General features: G+C 49.7%; 13 protein-coding genes and 1 other annotated feature. Of the genes, 5 read left to right on the forward strand and 8 right to left on the reverse strand.

The features are described 5' to 3' along the window. Positions 1-228 precede the first annotated feature (228 nt). Positions 229-408, forward strand: a complete 180-nt coding sequence (locus E8E00_RS10905; protein WP_069589769.1) for a DUF3545 family protein — start codon at positions 229-231, stop codon at positions 406-408. Between the two features lie 90 nt (positions 409-498). Here the strand turns inward: E8E00_RS10905 and ung are convergent, their stop codons facing one another. Next, positions 499-1,194, reverse strand: coding sequence for a uracil-DNA glycosylase (gene ung / locus E8E00_RS10910; RefSeq protein ID WP_096630955.1), 696 nt, complete (start codon positions 1,192-1,194; stop codon positions 499-501). Positions 1,195-1,784: 590 nt separating this feature from the next. Between ung and grcA the strand changes: the two genes are divergently transcribed. Continuing rightward, positions 1,785-2,162: an autonomous glycyl radical cofactor GrcA gene (grcA, locus tag E8E00_RS10915; protein ID WP_069589774.1), complete on the forward strand. Its 378-nt coding sequence runs from the start codon at positions 1,785-1,787 to the stop codon at positions 2,160-2,162. Between the two features lie 47 nt (positions 2,163-2,209). On the opposite strand, the gene thrC is transcribed toward grcA, so the two are convergent. Genes thrC through thrA form a run of 3 tightly spaced genes read right to left on the reverse strand, consistent with a single transcriptional unit; the run spans position 2,210 to position 6,911 of the window. Then, a complete protein-coding gene (gene thrC / locus E8E00_RS10920) occupies positions 2,210-3,493 on the reverse strand; it encodes a threonine synthase (protein WP_096630952.1) in 1,284 nt (427 codons plus the stop codon). Further along, complete coding sequence (thrB, locus tag E8E00_RS10925) at positions 3,490-4,449, reverse strand: homoserine kinase (protein WP_096630949.1); 960 nt, start codon at positions 4,447-4,449, stop codon at positions 3,490-3,492. The genes thrC and thrB overlap by 4 nt, the downstream gene beginning before the upstream one ends. A gap of 2 nt (positions 4,450-4,451) precedes the next feature. Further along, the gene (thrA, locus tag E8E00_RS10930) at positions 4,452-6,911 is read right to left on the reverse strand and encodes a bifunctional aspartate kinase/homoserine dehydrogenase I (protein WP_096630946.1); all 2,460 of its coding nucleotides are present in this window, start codon (positions 6,909-6,911) and stop codon (positions 4,452-4,454) included. Positions 6,912-6,935: 24 nt separating this feature from the next. After that, positions 6,936-7,053, reverse strand: a sequence feature (Thr leader region). Between the two features lie 168 nt (positions 7,054-7,221). Between thrA and aceK the strand changes: the two genes are divergently transcribed. Further along, positions 7,222-8,940, forward strand: coding sequence for a bifunctional isocitrate dehydrogenase kinase/phosphatase (gene aceK, locus E8E00_RS10935; protein WP_096630944.1), 1,719 nt, complete (start codon positions 7,222-7,224; stop codon positions 8,938-8,940). Between the two features lie 186 nt (positions 8,941-9,126). After that, entirely contained in the window at positions 9,127-9,600 is a 474-nt protein-coding gene (locus E8E00_RS10940; protein ID WP_069589780.1) for a hypothetical protein, read from the forward strand. A gap of 25 nt (positions 9,601-9,625) precedes the next feature. Here E8E00_RS10940 and E8E00_RS10945 read toward each other — a convergent pair whose 3' ends face one another. Both E8E00_RS10945 and E8E00_RS10950 read right to left on the reverse strand, forming a co-directional pair. Beyond that, the gene (locus E8E00_RS10945; protein ID WP_096630940.1) at positions 9,626-10,123 is read right to left on the reverse strand and encodes a putative 4-hydroxy-4-methyl-2-oxoglutarate aldolase; all 498 of its coding nucleotides are present in this window, start codon (positions 10,121-10,123) and stop codon (positions 9,626-9,628) included. A 10-nt stretch (positions 10,124-10,133) separates the two neighbouring features. Continuing rightward, entirely contained in the window at positions 10,134-10,565 is a 432-nt protein-coding gene (locus E8E00_RS10950) for a DUF3293 domain-containing protein (RefSeq protein WP_096630937.1), read from the reverse strand. 435 nt (positions 10,566-11,000) lie between these two features. Here E8E00_RS10950 and arcA point away from each other — a divergent pair, with 435 nt between their 5' ends. Then, positions 11,001-11,720, forward strand: coding sequence for a two-component system response regulator ArcA (gene arcA / locus E8E00_RS10955; protein ID WP_069589785.1), 720 nt, complete (start codon positions 11,001-11,003; stop codon positions 11,718-11,720). A 64-nt stretch (positions 11,721-11,784) separates the two neighbouring features. On the opposite strand, the gene arcB is transcribed toward arcA, so the two are convergent. Then, positions 11,785-14,133 (reverse strand): aerobic respiration two-component sensor histidine kinase ArcB, encoded by a 2,349-nt coding sequence (gene arcB, locus E8E00_RS10960; protein WP_096630934.1) that lies wholly within the window; start codon positions 14,131-14,133, stop codon positions 11,785-11,787. 20 nt (positions 14,134-14,153) lie between these two features. Further along, positions 14,154-15,932 carry a diguanylate cyclase domain-containing protein gene (locus tag E8E00_RS10965; RefSeq protein WP_069589787.1) on the reverse strand — a complete coding sequence of 593 codons (1,779 nt, stop codon included), beginning with the start codon at positions 15,930-15,932 and terminating at the stop codon, positions 14,154-14,156. Positions 15,933-16,212: the final 280 nt, after the last annotated feature.

Below are 16,212 nucleotides of genomic sequence, written 5' to 3' on the forward strand. Positions count from 1 at the left end.
CCTCGTCGTGTCGTGATTGCTGTCTGCGGCGCAATCTTCGCTTGTCTGACCGGTAAGATCAATTGATGGCCGCCCTTGGCTGTGCTGGTCATCACTGTTTTTAAAAATTCAGTGATGACGTTCTCATAAAAAGTTCATCAATCTGCCACAAATGAGAAATACTTCAATTTTACGGTAGGGCGAGCTGTGGTATTTAAAACCTAACCGCAAGGTGAACAAGGGGTGACTATGGATAACTTTGCCTTTAACGACATGTTCGAGCAAGACAAGCCACAACGCAGCGGACGCGCAAAACCAGTCAAACGTAAATGGAGAGAAATTGAAGCGCTGAAGGACAAACAGCGACTGAGAAAAGAATTGGAAGAAATCGATATGTATGGCGATTTCTCTCAACTGGACCTTGATTAACTCACCGATAAAAGGATGCGAAAAAGGTGCTCACTGAGCACCTTTTTTATTGGTCAGGTTTTATCTGACCAAGACGGCTTTGCCCCTCAATCACTTGGCTTTCTGCGCATCATCCAGTGTGGGTTGCCAATCAATGGGCGCTTTACCTTGCTCGCGCAATAATGCGTTAGTTTGTGAGAAATGGCGGCAACCCAAGAAGCCTCGATGCGCTGACAGTGGAGAGGGATGTGGCGCAGTTAAAACATGATGGCGCGTACGATCAATCGCTTTACCTTTTTTCTGAGCATGCGCGCCCCAAAGCAAGAACACCACACCGTCACCATGCTGATTAACAGCCTCAATCACTCGGTCAGTAAAGGTCTCCCACCCCAGCTTGGCATGAGAGTGCGCCTTTCCTTGTTCCACAGTCAGTACCGTGTTTAACAATAACACGCCCTGCTCTGCCCAGCTTTTCAAGTAGCCATGTGAAGGGATCTGAAACCCCTCGATATCCGTCGCTAGCTCTTTATAAATATTGACCAGCGAAGGTGGCGTTTTTACCCCGGGTAATACGGAAAAGCAGAGCCCATGGGCCTGATTGGGCCCATGGTAAGGATCTTGGCCTAAAATCACGACTTTCACATCACCAAGTTCAGTAAAACGAAAGGCGTTGAATACATCCTCTTTGGGAGGAAAAACCGTGACGCCACTGGCCCGGACCTTTTCCACATAGGCTAGCGTATCGCGAAAATACGCTTGCTCCTTCTCGTTGGCTAGCACCTGCTGCCACGTTTGCGCCTGAGTCATGGTTGCTCCTTATCATCACACTGGCGCCATTTTAACGAGACAAACAGATGAAATCAGTGTGTGGCGCGATCTTTTGCTCTTTCTGTATGAGCATGGTAATGACGCTGGCAGCGCCCTTGTACCGCTCGGTTCGGGGTCGGTAAGCTCGCGTGTGAACGTGGCGATAATGTTCTAGTCATGGGTCGTTCCTTATCTGTGCGTGTGCCTAGAACATCATGAAAAATCAATGCCAAGTTTAAATAACCATATATTTCAAACAATTAATAAAATTCGAGAAGAATACTCCGCCAGCCATGTACCAATATGGTGCAAAACTGCCTACCCATCGATCAATCTCGCCCTTAATTTTGTAGTAAATTTACAACAAAATAGCGCTATAAATACGAATGCTTGTCGCTGCGCGTTGTGCTCTTATCATCAAATTGATTTTGTTCACAATAATATTGATATCAAATAACTATCTTCACGATAAAGGCGATTGAATATTGACCTAAATCAAAATAACCCCACAAATAAAAAGGTATATATGAACGTCGAAAGTGATGAAATCTTACATCACTAAAGTCACTATCAGAAAAAGGGGATAGGCCATGATCACCGGCATTCAAGTAACCTCAGCGGCCAATGATGACCTCATCAATTCTATTTGGTTGATTGATAAAGAAACCGACCAAGCACGCTGTGTCTGTGCAAAACAAGGCTTTGAGGCGGATCAAGAAGTCGCGCTGTCTTCTTTGGGTGAGTTTGACTACCGTGAAGTCAATATCGAAACCCAAGCGGTTAATGAAGGGGGTCAACACCTGAACGTTAACGTGCTGAAGCGTGAAACCTTGGAGGATGCAGCAAAGCACCCAGAAAAATACCCGCAACTGACCATCCGTGTCTCGGGCTATGCGGTTCGCTTTAATTCTCTGACCCCTGAACAACAGCGCGATGTGATCACCCGTACGTTTACAAGCTCACTGTAAACACACAGGTTATAAAGAAACAGCCCGCTTTGGCGGGCTGTTTTTGGTTAAGCGCTCAAATTAAGAAGGTACGCTCTTAAGACCGAGAAATCGGCCTCTTGCTCACTCGACAATAAATCCATCTGCGCATGTTTTGCCAATGGCCCTGGCAGCGGAATATCCTTGTGTAAAATCGCATCGACCGACTCTTTAAACTTGGCCGGATGCGCGGTACACAAGAAAATCCCCTCTTCTTCCTCGCTAAGCTGTTGCGCTAACAAGCGATAGGCAATGGCTCCATGCGGTTCGCATAAATAGTCTTGCTCAGCAAGCTGCGTCAAACTCTCTGCGGTTTGCGCATCGTCTGCGCGTCCTGATGCCAATTCGCTCAGCGCCCACCCTTCACGGCGGAAAAGCTCTTCGATACGCGGCCAGTTGTTCGGCTGACTGACATCCATCGCATTCGATAAAGTTGCGACTGTGGTTTGCGGCTGCCACTGCCCGGAGGCTAAATAGCGTGGCACCGTATCATTGGCATTGGTGGCAGCGATAAAGCGTTTAATCGGCAGCCCCATCGCCTTGGCCAGCAAGCCCGCCGTCAGGTTGCCAAAGTTACCACTGGGTACAGCGACAACTACTTGGTCTCGCTTGTGCTGAGGGATCTGCGCAAGCGCTTCAAAATAGTAGCAAATTTGCGCCATCAGCCGGCTGATATTGATTGAGTTTGCTGAGTTTAAGCCAATGGTTTGACGCAGCTCTTGATCATCAAAGGCTTGCTTCACCATCGTCTGGCAGTCGTCAAATGTGCCGTTCACTGCCACGGTGTGAATATTGCCGCCGAGGGTACAAAACAGCTTTTCTTGCAGTGGGCTAATTTTGCCTTTCGGATACAAAATCACCACGTTGATGTTTTCAATGCCATAAAACGCATGAGCAACGGCGGCACCGGTATCGCCTGATGTGGCGGTGAGAATCGTGATCTTGTTGCCGTCTGACACTGCCGCGAGAGATTGCGCCATAAAACGACCACCAAAATCTTTGAAGGCGAGCGTTGGCCCATGGAAAAGTTCTAACGCATGAATGCGTTCAGTAACAGATTTGAGTGGTGCCTCAAAGGTAAACGCCTGCGCCACTAGCTCATGGATTTGGCTTTTTGGCAGTTCGTCGCCAATCAAGGCCGAGAGGATCTCAGTGCTACGCTCTACCAGTGGCATCGACAGCAAGGCATCGATGTCCTCAAATTGCGGTATGTGCTCGGGGAAAAACAGCCCTTGTCCACGCCCCAATCCTTGTTTGACCGCTTGCGCGAACGACACGGTTTCACTGTGATCTTTGATGTTGTAAAGCTTCATGCCTGACTTCCTATTTCTTTTGCGCCCTGTCCATCAATGCGACATACATGAACAAAGCCATCATTATTTTGTACGTAGTGCTCGCGCAGCCATTGTGCGAGTCGCTCGGCAACCTGTAAGTCATCACAGATGCTAAACAAGGTCGGCCCAGAGCCTGAAATCCCTGTCGCAAGTGCGCCACAGCTGTCTGCATACGCCCGCGCTTCAACAAAGCCCGGCAACAGTTTTTGCCGATAGGGCTCTGCAATCACATCACAAATCAAGCTCGCCGCCAGAGCCGGTTGTTGAGTGTGACACGCGTGAATAAAGCCGCCTAGATATCGCCCGTGGGCAATGACATCTTGACGGCGATACTGTGCGGGCAAGATAGTGCGTGCTTCTGCAGTCGAGACTTTAATCCCGGGGTAAGCCATCACCCAATACCAGTTGTCAAAATGTGGTACGGCTTGGCTGATCACGCCTTGGCTTTCCAGCATCAGTTGCAAGCCACCTAAGTAGCAAGGCGCCACGTTGTCATAGTGTAAGCTGCCCGAAATACTGGCTTCCATCTCCCCCATTAGCGCGAGCATGGTGGTTTCATCCAGTGGGTTACCGTGAAAGCGGTTTAACGCATCAAGTGCTGCAACAATCGAACACGCACTGGATCCCAATCCGGAGCCGATGGGCATATTCTTTTCCAGCAACATCGCCACCGGCTTTACCGCGATCCCTTGAGCCTGCAGCGCATGTGCATACGCTTGGTAGGCCTGATAAACAATATTGTCCTTTTCATCAGCAGGAAGCTTGTCGGTAAATCGCCCTTCACAGCGCAGCGAAAAGGGGCGGTCGCTGCCCGCCTTCACTTCAACCACATCCCCCAGCAAGCTGCCATCGATAGGGCTGACCGCTGCACCTAACACATCAAAACCCACACTCACATTACCAATTGAAGCGGGTGCGTAAACGCGTACTGTCATCACTACACTCCTAGCTTCCAACCCAAGGTGCGCATCAAATCAGCGAACACCCCTGCCGCCGTCACGGCGGTGCCTGCTCCATATCCGCGCAAGACCAATGGAATCGGCTGATAATAGCGGCTGTAAAAGGCGAGTGCATTTTCGCCATCTTTAATTTTGTGCATCGGATCGTCACTGTCTACGGCTTGAATTTTCACGAAGCATTGACCATCTTCAATACCGCCGATATAGCGCAGCACCTTGCCCTCTTGAGCCGCTTGCTCTGACCATTGCTTAAAGTAAGCATCCGCCTCCGGCAAGCGTGCCATAAAGGACTCCACATCACCCGATTGATCAAAGCCTGGCGGCAACGCGGGCTCAACTTCGACATCTTCCAGCTCTAAATGCATGCCAGCTTCTCGTGCCAAAATTAACAATTTACGCGCCACATCCATGCCAGATAGATCGTCACGTGGATCGGGCTCGGTGAAGCCACTGTCACGCGCAACCTTGGTGGCATCACTAAAGCTTACGCCTTCATCTAACTTGCCAAAAATGTGTGATAGCGACCCCGACAAGATCCCAGAAAATCGTGATAACTCGTCCCCCGCAGCAATCAGGTTTTGCAGGTTTTCAATGACGGGCAAGCCAGCCCCCACCGTGGTTTCATACATAAACTTACGATGTGTCGCGCGCGCCGCCTGACGCAGCTGTTGGTAGTAAGCCATGCTACTGGTATTGGCTTTTTTGTTAGGCGTGATCACATGGAAGCCCGCACGTAAGAAGTCCGCATACTGATCCGCGACTTGTTGTTCTGCTGTGCAGTCAATCAACACTGGGTTGATGATATGATTACGCTGCACCAACTGAATCATACCGGCAAGGCTAAACGGTGAAAGGTGATTAGGCAGCTCATCACGCCAGCTATCAAGGTTAATGCCTTGGCTGTTCAGCCACATGCCTTTACTATTTGCCATTCCACAGACACGCATCACAATGCCTTGCTGCTGTAGCTTCGCTTGTTGACGACGAATTTGCTCAATCAGCTCACCACCGACCCCGCCCACACCGACGATAAACACATCGAGGTGGTGTTGGCTGTTAAACAAGTTTTCATGGCAGGCTTTCACCGCTTCCGAGACACGCTCCGAGGGGACAACCGCCGAGATAGCACGCTCTGACGAACCTTGAGCAATGGCGACAATATTGACATTCACTTCCGCTAGCGAGGTGAAAAAGCGCGCCGCAATCCCTTTCGAAGTGCGCATACCATCCCCCACTAGGGAGACAATCGATAGGTGATCGATAAACTCGACAGGCTCAAGCAAACCATCTTTAAGCTCAAGTTCAAAGTGGGTCCGCAACGCCTTCTCAGCTTTCACTTTATCCTGCGCTTGAATACAGAAGCTAATGCTGTACTCCGACGACGATTGGGTGATCAGCACGATGGAAACGCCCGCGGATGACATGGCGCCAAACACACGTGAAGCCATACCAACCATTCCCTTCATCCCAGGACCAGAGATATTGACCATACTCAGATCGCTAAGCGTGGTAATCCCTTTAATGGCAAGCTTATCCTCACCAGTATCATCGCCAATCAAGGTGCCTGCGCCTTGAGGATTGGCCGTATTTTTAATCAAACAAGGGATATGGAAGCGAGCAATAGGGGCGATGGTTTTAGGGTGGAGCACCTTAGCACCAAAGTACGACAGCTCCATCGCTTCTTGATAACTCAGCGACTTCAGTAAACGCGCGTCTGGCACCAAGCGGGGATCGCAGTTATAGACACCATCGACATCCGTCCAGATTTCGCAGCACTCTGCACGGACACAAGCGGCCAGCACCGCAGCAGAATAATCGGAGCCATTGCGTCCTAAGGTCACCAGCTCCCCTTGCTCATTGCCAGCCATAAAGCCTGGCATCAAGCCAACATGATTAGCGGGAATGGGAGACTGTTTAAAGAGTTGCGAGGAGGTTTCAATGTCGACTTCAGCACTCAGGTAACTGCCAGAAGCGGCAAAATAACTGACCGGATCAATCTCAAAGACTTGATAGCCACGCGCCACTAACAGCGCTTGCATGGCCGCTACGGACAAACGTTCCCCCTTGCTCACCACGCGCGCATAGGTGCTGTCCGGACAAAGCCCTAGCAGGTTCATACCGTGCACGTATTGGCGTAGTTGTCCGAGACTGCGAGAAAGCTTATCGAACAAAGGTTGGGTATCGAGATTGGGCTGGCGTTCGGCAAGGCCTTGGAACAGCGCGGTGAAAATGGTTTCTAGCTCTTTGAGTGGCAGCTCAGCCTCTCCATGTTTAACCGTATTATCCACCACGGACACCAGAATATTGGTAACACGCGCTGGGGCGGACAAAACAGCAGAGACGTCACTCTGACCCTGATTGCTAACAATGATGTCAGCGGCACGACTGAATCGCTCTGCATCAGCAAGCGATGTGCCACCAAATTTTAAAACTCGCATCCGTTTGGGACCTCTCTCTTAAGATAAAAAAAAGCCCGTACCGGTGAGGGTACGGGCTTTTTTTGGAAATTCTGTGCGTATCAGCCCGCACCAACACACATTGTGCCAGTAATAATGGTGGTTGTTGTGGTGGTAAGGGTGCTGATCGTCAGTTGCATGTGTGTTGCGTTTATCGTTTGTTTTGTTGAGTTCTATTTAGGTGTATCGAATCATGCCGCCGAGGTCAACAAAAAAGTGACACTGATTGCTTTTTCGCCAAAACTCTGAGAGGTTGAAGAGAACAAAAACGGCATGGAAGCAGGGAACGCGAATGACACAGGACGCCATGGCGCAATTAGTCGCAAATACGATATTACAGGGCTCGGATGCCATGTATGGTCGCTTCTTAGATGTGACGTCAGGCGCTCAAGAGCGCTTTGAGCAGCAAGATTGGAAAAGCGTGCAGCAAGCACTGAAAACGCGTATTCAATTTTACGATCACCATGTCGGCTTAGTGAGTCAGCAACTGCGCGCTATGCTGGGCAAAGAACACGCCACACGCTCCTTTTTGATGGCAGTGAAAGCAGCCTACATCAAACTCCTTGATGATTACCCGCGCTACGATATCGCTGAGAGTTTTTTCAATTCGGTGTATTGCCGTATTTTCGAACACCGAAATATTCGTCGTGACAAACTGTTTGTACAAAGTTCGCAAGGCGGACGCATTCCTAAGTATCCAACGCCCTTGTTGCGACGCTTTCAATCGCAAGCTGGCATTTATGCCACGCTAGAGCGCATGCTAGACAGCACCCCCTTTACCCTGCCTTGGCGAGATAAAAGTGGCGATCTTAAGCGCATTACGCAAATCCTTCAGCAACGCTTTGGCCCACAGTTAACCATGAGCTTCACCATTGAAATGGTGCGTCAGCCGTTTTTTCGCAACAAAGGAGCGTACTTAATTGGCCGTCTGGATATGGCGAACCAACGCCGCCCCCTCGTGCTGCCCTTGCTTATCTCAGACAACGGCGAGCTGTATATTGATGCATGTATTACCGATAGCGACGATGTGAGTATCGTATTTGGTTTCGCGCGCTCTTATTTTATGGTGTATGCCCCCGTCCCAGCGGCTTTAGTCGACTTTCTCAATCAGTTGATGCCCAATAAAACCCCAGCAGAGCTCTACACCGCGATCGGCTGTCAAAAACATGGTAAAACCGAGCTATACCGCGAATTTCTCTATCATTTGGATAATTCTGATGACTTGTTTGATATTGCGCCGGGGATCAAAGGGATGGTGATGTCGGTGTTCACCCTGCCCTCATACGGCTTTGTATTTAAGATCATCAAAGACAAATTCGCACCGCAAAAACAAATGACGCACGCCCAAGTGCGCGAGAAATACCGCCTCGTTAAAGAGCACGATCGGGTGGGACGCATGGCCGACACGCAGGAGTATCGGAACTTTATCTTTCCTCGTCACCGTTTCAGCGATGCACTGATTGACGAATTGCTAAACGTGGCGCCTTCGTGTGTGTCCGTCACTGACACAGAAGTACGGATCCGCCATTTATATATGGAGCGGCGGATGATCCCGCTAAATATTTACCTCGAGCAAGCCAGTCCTGACGCCTTAACTCAAGCAGTGCAAGAGTACGGTGATGCCCTCAAAGAGCTCGCAGCTGCCAATATTTTTGCCGGTGACATGTTGTTTAAAAACTTTGGCGTCAGCCGTCATAATCGGGTGATTTTCTATGATTATGATGAAATCGCCTATCTCACTGAGGTCAATTTCCGTCGTATACCACCACCGCGTTATCCAGAAGATGAGCTAGCCGCAGAGCCTTGGTACAGCGTGGGAGAAAATGATGTATTTCCCGAAGAGTTTCGTACCTTTTTGTTGGTCAACCCTTCGCTACGTGATGAGTTTGAGCGCCTGCATCCCGAGCTTTTTGAGGCCGAATTTTGGCAGCAACTGCAGCATCAGGTTCAAGAGGGCTACTTCCATGATGTGCGTCCCTACAGCGATGCGCTTCAGTTAGTCAAAGCCTAAACACGCCTAACCTGGCGTCCATTTTGCTTGTTGTTTAATCGTCGCCATCACACGCTGGCACCTATCAGATACGTCAATAGCATGACGTTTTTTTTAGACAAAGTTGCGACCGCGCACACTTTATTGTCTACACTGATCATCAGCGGTGACGAAACCGACAAAAATAACAACGCAAAGGAACCTAGAGTGAAACAATTCGGATTGTTCGCACTCGCCTTGCATTTAGTGGCAACCCCTGCATTTGGCGAGCAAATGCTATCGTTCGAGACCGAGACGATAGCCGACTCCAATCGCTTTTTTATCCAGTCGATGCCCTCGGCCGGAGACGGATTTGATAGCTGGACCATAGAGTCAGGCTATCGCTACCCCTTGAGTAATCTCTCCGTTTACCTTGGCACGCAAATGAAAAGCGAAACCCAGACAGCCCCCACGCAACGCGGCTTACTCAGCGGCATTGAGTACCGATTTACCGACAAGTTACATGTTTCAAGCCAACTGAGCCACGGCTACCAACGTGATAAAAGCGTTAACCAATGGGGCGTCAGCAGCCGCTACCAATTAAGTGATTCTTTCGATGTCAATGCCGGGCTAGATGTGGAGTTTGATCCTGAAAAAGACACCGAGTCTATTTACCAACTCGGCGTCGGGTTACGCTTTTAACAACGTGTAACGACAGCGTGAATGCTTAATCCACGTCGCTGACTGTGTTCAAGGGCTGCGCGCAAACCAGCACACCGTTTTTGTCAGCATACAGGTAATCACCCGGGGTCACTAACACCCCTTCCAGCGTTAGCACCACATCTACCTCTCCCCAGTCCCGTTTTTGGGTTTTAATCGGACAGACGCCGAGTGCTTTAATGCCAATAGGCAAGGTGGCGAGAGTTGCCACATCTCTCACTGGCGCGGCAATCACCACCCCTGCCCAACCATTGTCGACCGCACTTTTTCCGATCATATCGCCCAATAGCGCACGATCCATCGCACCGCCGCCATCAACCACTAAAACCTGACCTTGGCCGGGCGTTGCGAGGAGCGCTTTCACTTTGGAGTTATCGTGATAACAGCGGATAGTACGTATCCGTCCTTCAAAGCCGCTCACCGCGCCAAAATCTTGCCACTGAATGGGTAACCAACGTACAGCGTCTGGGTGGTTGTCGCATAAATCAGGTAGTCTATCGTCCATGATGCTCTCCTTAGTCCATTGATGAGTCTGTCAACGCCAGCAGTGATGAAAACGTCACGCCTAGTGACTGCGGCGCAAAACCTGTCATCAGTGCAGGCAGTAACCATAATGTATCGTCCTCCACCCAATAAATCGCGTTTTGCTGCCATGTTTTCGCCAATGCAATCGCTTCGTCTTGATTCAGAGCAACGGCAAAACCCGGCTCAAACCAGCTGCCATCAGGCGCCCCACCATTCATTGCCCAATAGCGAATCCCCGCTTTCTTCATCTCATCCACGAGCTGACGATTACGCAATTGATTCTCTTTCTCAGATAAAGGTTGGCTACGAGGGTTAAATGCGGTAAGAATGGCAAAAGAGCGGACACTGGGTGCTTGGGGTGCCCGAAATGCGATCTGCTGGTAAGTTTTCCACAAATCGCTGGCGTTATTCTGATCACACATTATTTACACCTGTTCGTTACTAACATTATGCTTAATTGCTAATTATGCGCTAGTATTCATAAAGTTAAACGGGAAGTTGACCCTAATCACCAACAAAGATGCTTTTGATTGGGGTCAATAAAGGATGAAAAAAATCATCAACGTTCACCGTAATATATTGTTAGCGCGCTGTTAAATGAATACAATTAGCGGCAATCAATGGATGTAACAGTGATTGCCTCTGAGGCTTACGAGGGCCGATAACGCCCCGCCTCAACTGGAACACACGGTGCGTTGTCTAGCATCGACACACACCTCTCTATGGATGGCGTGCCATATGTTGATTGCGAGGTTCGCGGAAGGCATCCTCTCGCAATTTTGTAAATTTTTTTCATGGCCTAGTGGAACTAGACTGTGAAGCGCAACCGGATTCTATTTAGATATTAGGTATCGCCAATGCAAACCCCGCAAATTCTGATTGTAGAAGATGAACAAGTCACACGTAACACGCTGAAAAGTATCTTTGAAGCGGAAGGTTACAATGTCTTTGAAGCCAGCGATGGCGACGAGATGCATCAAGTCCTATCCAATCATCAAGTGCACTTGGTGATCATGGACATCAACTTGCCCGGTAAAAACGGCTTACTGCTCGCGCGTGAATTGCGCGAACAAGGCGACATGGCATTGATGTTCTTGACGGGCCGTGACAACGAGGTCGACAAAATCCTAGGGCTGGAAATTGGTGCCGATGACTACATTACCAAGCCATTTAACCCTCGTGAACTGACCATTCGTGCACGTAACTTGTTAACCCGTGCGATGAGTAGCGTGAACGGTGGTGAAGAAAAACGCAACGTTGAACAGTATGTGTTTAATGGTTGGGTTCTTGATATCAACAGTCGCTCTTTGATTAATCCTGAAGGCGAGTCGTTCAAATTGCCACGTTCAGAGTTTCGTGCCCTGCTGCACTTCTGTGAAAACCCAGGCAAAATCCAGACCCGTGCTGAGCTGTTGAAAAAGATGACAGGTCGCGAGCTAAAGCCGCATGACCGTACTGTGGATGTCACAATTCGTCGTATTCGTAAGCACTTCGAATCACACAGCGACACCCCAGAGATCATTGCCACCATTCACGGTGAAGGCTATCGCTTCTGCGGTGAGCTCGAAGATCAATAAGCTGTACACCCTATATGAATAAGGCGCCTGATGGCGCCTTTTTTGTTTAGCTTATTGGTGGCGTTTAGGAGGATTGCTCATCTAACCACGCTTTTAACACCGTCAGATCGTGCTGATAGCCTACTTTAATTTCATCAACCCAATCGGCAATATTCTCCCACCACGCCGGTAACTCGGGAGACTGCGCTTTTTGAGCCACTTTTTGCACATGCTTTAAGCCCACTGAGCCTGCCGCACCTTTAATTTTATGCGCTTCCGACACAATGCCATCTTGGTCGCGTGCGGTCATATTCGAGTCAAGAATCGCGATGTATTCCGGCATCAATTGTTCAAACATTTCAATGCTTTTTCGCACAGGCTCGGTGCCAACCAGCTCGACATAGCCGGTGAGCATGTCCATATCCAACAGCTTTTCCGCTTGCTCGCTTGCGACTGGCCGCGTCGACGCACTCTCGTCAGTCACCGCTTCTTTCCCCTCCGCCAACGCATAACGCTCAATCACTTGGCTAAGTGCCGCGACACTGATCGGCTTGCTGATCGCATCATCCATGCCTTTGTCGATGTACTCTCCTTTGTCTTTGATCACATTGGCGGTTAATGCGACAAGTGGTGGTAAGCTCGACTGTGTTTCGCGTAATGTTGCGGCAATATCAAAGCCGGTCATATCCGGTAATTGAATATCTAACAGCAATAAATCAAACGCTCCGGGCATAAAGGTGTTTAGCGCCGACTGACCATCTCGAGCAACGGTCACCTCATGGCCTAGACTTTCCAATAAATTGGTAGCGACCGTGATGTTTAGCTCAATGTCTTCGACGAGCAAAATTCGCAAGCGGCTATCACTGCGCGTGGGCAGTTGGACCTCATCATCCACAGGCTCACTCAAAGGCACGGAAACCGTGACGGTAAAGGTACTCCCTTCACCTTCTTCGCTATCGACGGTAATGTCGCCTCCCATCATACGCGCTAACTGGCGAGACACGGCGAGTCCAATCCCTGTTCCCACAGCATGCAAGTTTTCTTCGCCTTGTTTTACCTGATAGTACATGGCAAAAATTTTATCTTGCTCATCTGCAGGGATCCCGACCCCGCTGTCTTCGACTTCAAAGCAAAGATGCGCGTGGTCATCTTCCACATCTGCACTAACAGTGATGATCACACAGCCTTGCTTGGTGAATTTGACGGCATTCCCGACCAGATTCCACAAAATTTGACGTAATCGTGTCGCATCCACGGCGACAAATTCCGGCAAGTCTGTCACCCGTTCAAGTTCAAACCGCAGCCCTTTTTGCTCCGCCATCAGGCCAGAGATGTTTTCAATCTCAGTAACAAATTCACGCAGATCGATGCTGGTGGGGTACAAGGACAGTCGGTTTCGATCGGATTTATCTAAATCGATAATATCGTTGAAAATATTACCCAAGGTGATGGCACTGACGTAAATGGTACGTAAGTAATTGCGTTGATCATCATCCAGCGGCGAGTCCAATAGCATGCGGCTCAATCCGACAATCCCATTCAGCGGTGTGCGCAGCTCGTGACTAATGGTAGAGATAAAGGCGGTTTTATCTCGGCTCGCTTTCTCCAATGCATCTTGATAACGCTTACGTTCGGTGATTTCGCGGCCAAAGCCAAGCAATCCCAGATGACGCCCGTCTCGCGCAAAGAAAGGGACTTTGCGCAGTTCAAAATAGGCCTTGCGTCCATCTTGATACTCAAGCCATTGCTCGTAGGTAATGGAGACATTGTTATCAAAGACTTGCTGATCGGTCTCTACCACTTTAGCGGCGATATCCTCGCGATAGACATCCCACGGCGTCAGGCCCTTCAGCGCCTTCTCTTTATAGCCGGTCAGCTCTTCCATCGCGCGGTTACAACCAGAGAACTGCCCCTTGGCATTGCGGTAATAAATCAGATCCGGCGACGCATCAATAAACGAGCGCAGCAATGCGGTTTGCTCGGCCAGCTCTAGCTGAGCTTTTTCCCGCTGATACACCTCGTTTTCTAGATCCTTGATCGCCTCTTGGCGCGCACTCTCAGCTTTTTTACGCTCTTCGATTTCTAAATTCAGTTGCTCAATATTTTCGGTCAACTGCCGGTTAAGACGCATGTCTCGCGCACGCATCTCTTCCAATTTAGACACCAGCTTAGATAAGCGCTGCCGCGATTCTTCCAGCTGATCCACCACCACGGACAAAAAATAAACCGCCCAAGGGGTAATCACCAGGCCGAAGAAAATCGAGCGGATAATGTCGATATTTTGCACCGTGCCTTCCAGCACCAAGGTGATGCCCACTTGCACCACCACGGCCAGTGCCACAAGCGCTAGCGCGAGTAACATGCTGAAGCGGACAATGCCCAGCTTGACAAGCAAATCAACATAATACTGCGCTAATACTTTGAGTTGTTTCATAAAGGCTTACTACACGCCAGTTAAGAGTGGAAGTGTTCAGGCTCAGGGCGCGGCGCATCATTCTCTGTGACGCAAGACGTTGGTCCCATTAAGCTGACTTGATTACGCCCAAGTCGCTTCGCCTGGTACATGGCTAAGTCGGCTTGATGGATAAGCTCCCCATAATCCCCTTCGGGTGAGGGGATCATACACGCAACGCCGAGACTCGCGGTCATCACCGCCGCGACCGGCGAATACTGATGCGCGATTTCACGCTCGGCCAACGCAGCTCTTGCCCGCTCGGCAACTAAGGCGGCCCCATCAAGCTCAGTGTGAGGCAATACAATAGCAAATTCCTCTCCCCCATAACGCGCGACCGCATCAAGTGGTCGATTAATCGCCGACTTAAACGCGTTCGCCACTTGCTGCAAGGCCCAGTCGCCTTGTTGATGACCGTAATTATCGTTGTAAAGTTTGAAATGGTCGATGTCACAGAGGATCAAGGCAAGCGGCGTTTGTTCACGGGCGTGAGAGCGCCACAACTTGCGCAGTTGCTCATCAAAGCTGCGTCGATTCGCCACTTGGGTCAAACTATCCACGAAGCTCATTTCTTGGAATGACATGATCGCATCCGCCAGCTGTTGTTGGGTGTGCTTACGCTCGGTGATATCGCGCGCCATCACCAGTACTGCAAAGCTGTCAGTCACCGGATCATCAATACGCGATTTAGTCACTTCAAACCAAGTTTGCTCGCCGCTGGGCCGCCAAATCACATCTTCATAGGTCACGGTTTCCCCAGTATCCAGTACATGCTGATCGCGCTGACGATGCTGATCAAAAATATCTGCATCGACGACCTCTTGCGCTGGAGAGGTTTCAAGCGCTTCAATGGAGACCCCAAGCGCATCGGCATAGGCTTGATTACAGGCAAGGTGGTAATAGTCCTGATCAAAGATCCCAATCGGATCCACACTGGCATTAAAAATCGCGCTCAATAAATTGCTCCGTTGCTGAAGCGCTTGTTCGGCCGATTGGCGATGATGCACCTCGCGTTGCAAACTTTGCTGCATTTGGTGCCAGTCAGTCACATCATGACTGATGCTCAAGGTGCCAACCACCTGTTGCTGATCATTTTTAAGCGCGGTGATATTGGTTTCAAGCAAACAGCTTTCGCCGTTTAACTGCGATGCCCACGTACGCACCGTCTTTGAGCCAGACAAAGGCTGATCGGCATGCCACATAATGCCCTCTTGCTCGCGGCCTCGCCAAAAGCGGTCAAAGGCCGCATTGGTTCCCACCACATTGCCATCGACATCTTGAAAGCAAACCAATTCAGCCAACGAATTAATCACGCTAAGCAAAACACCATGTTCTTGATGCTGTAGCTGCCATTGCGCGTGGCGCGCCAGCGGTGCTAGCGACACTAACCATGCTTTTTTACGCCGACAACGAATGGGTAAGCCCGACAAGCGCACGCCAATGCGTACTCGATTCGCGCCGGGTGCTTTGACCTTAGCTTCGACATTAGAGAAAGGACGTGGCCACTGCTGCGCAACAATGAAGGCACGTACTGCTTGTCGCTGGTGCTCATTGGCCGTTTTAAAGTGGCTTTTGCTGTCCACCAATGAAAATGCCTCCACACAAGCAGCATTGGCATACAAGATGTCACCCTCATCGGCGGTAACAATGGCATGGGGAGTATCGAGATCAGCCATATACACACGCCAATGGGTTAATGCGACGGTTTCTTGTCGCGCACGCCACGCGTAGCCAAGCACCGCACCTAAAACAAGAAATGTAAATAAAATGAAAAATGCCATGCGGCTCCTGTGTGATCACAACCATCCTTGATTCGCGACATCTTTTTCCGTTGCGCCGCTTATGGAACCGCTATTTTGCCACAGTTTTCTCAAAATACATGGCTACGTGCCTCACAGGTTTTTACTGTCAGTTGTCATTTTTTACATCAAATCACAGCGTATCTTGCTATGAAACTGAAGACATAAAACGCACCCTGCTTTATTTCTTTAGTTGGTTAGAATTTATGCTCGAATTTGGCCTTAAATTAATAATTATTTAACAAAACAGCATAAACGCGAA

It is taken from the genome of Salinivibrio sp. YCSC6, assembly GCF_004916735.1.
In the GTDB taxonomy this organism is placed as follows: domain Bacteria; phylum Pseudomonadota; class Gammaproteobacteria; order Enterobacterales; family Vibrionaceae; genus Salinivibrio; species Salinivibrio proteolyticus.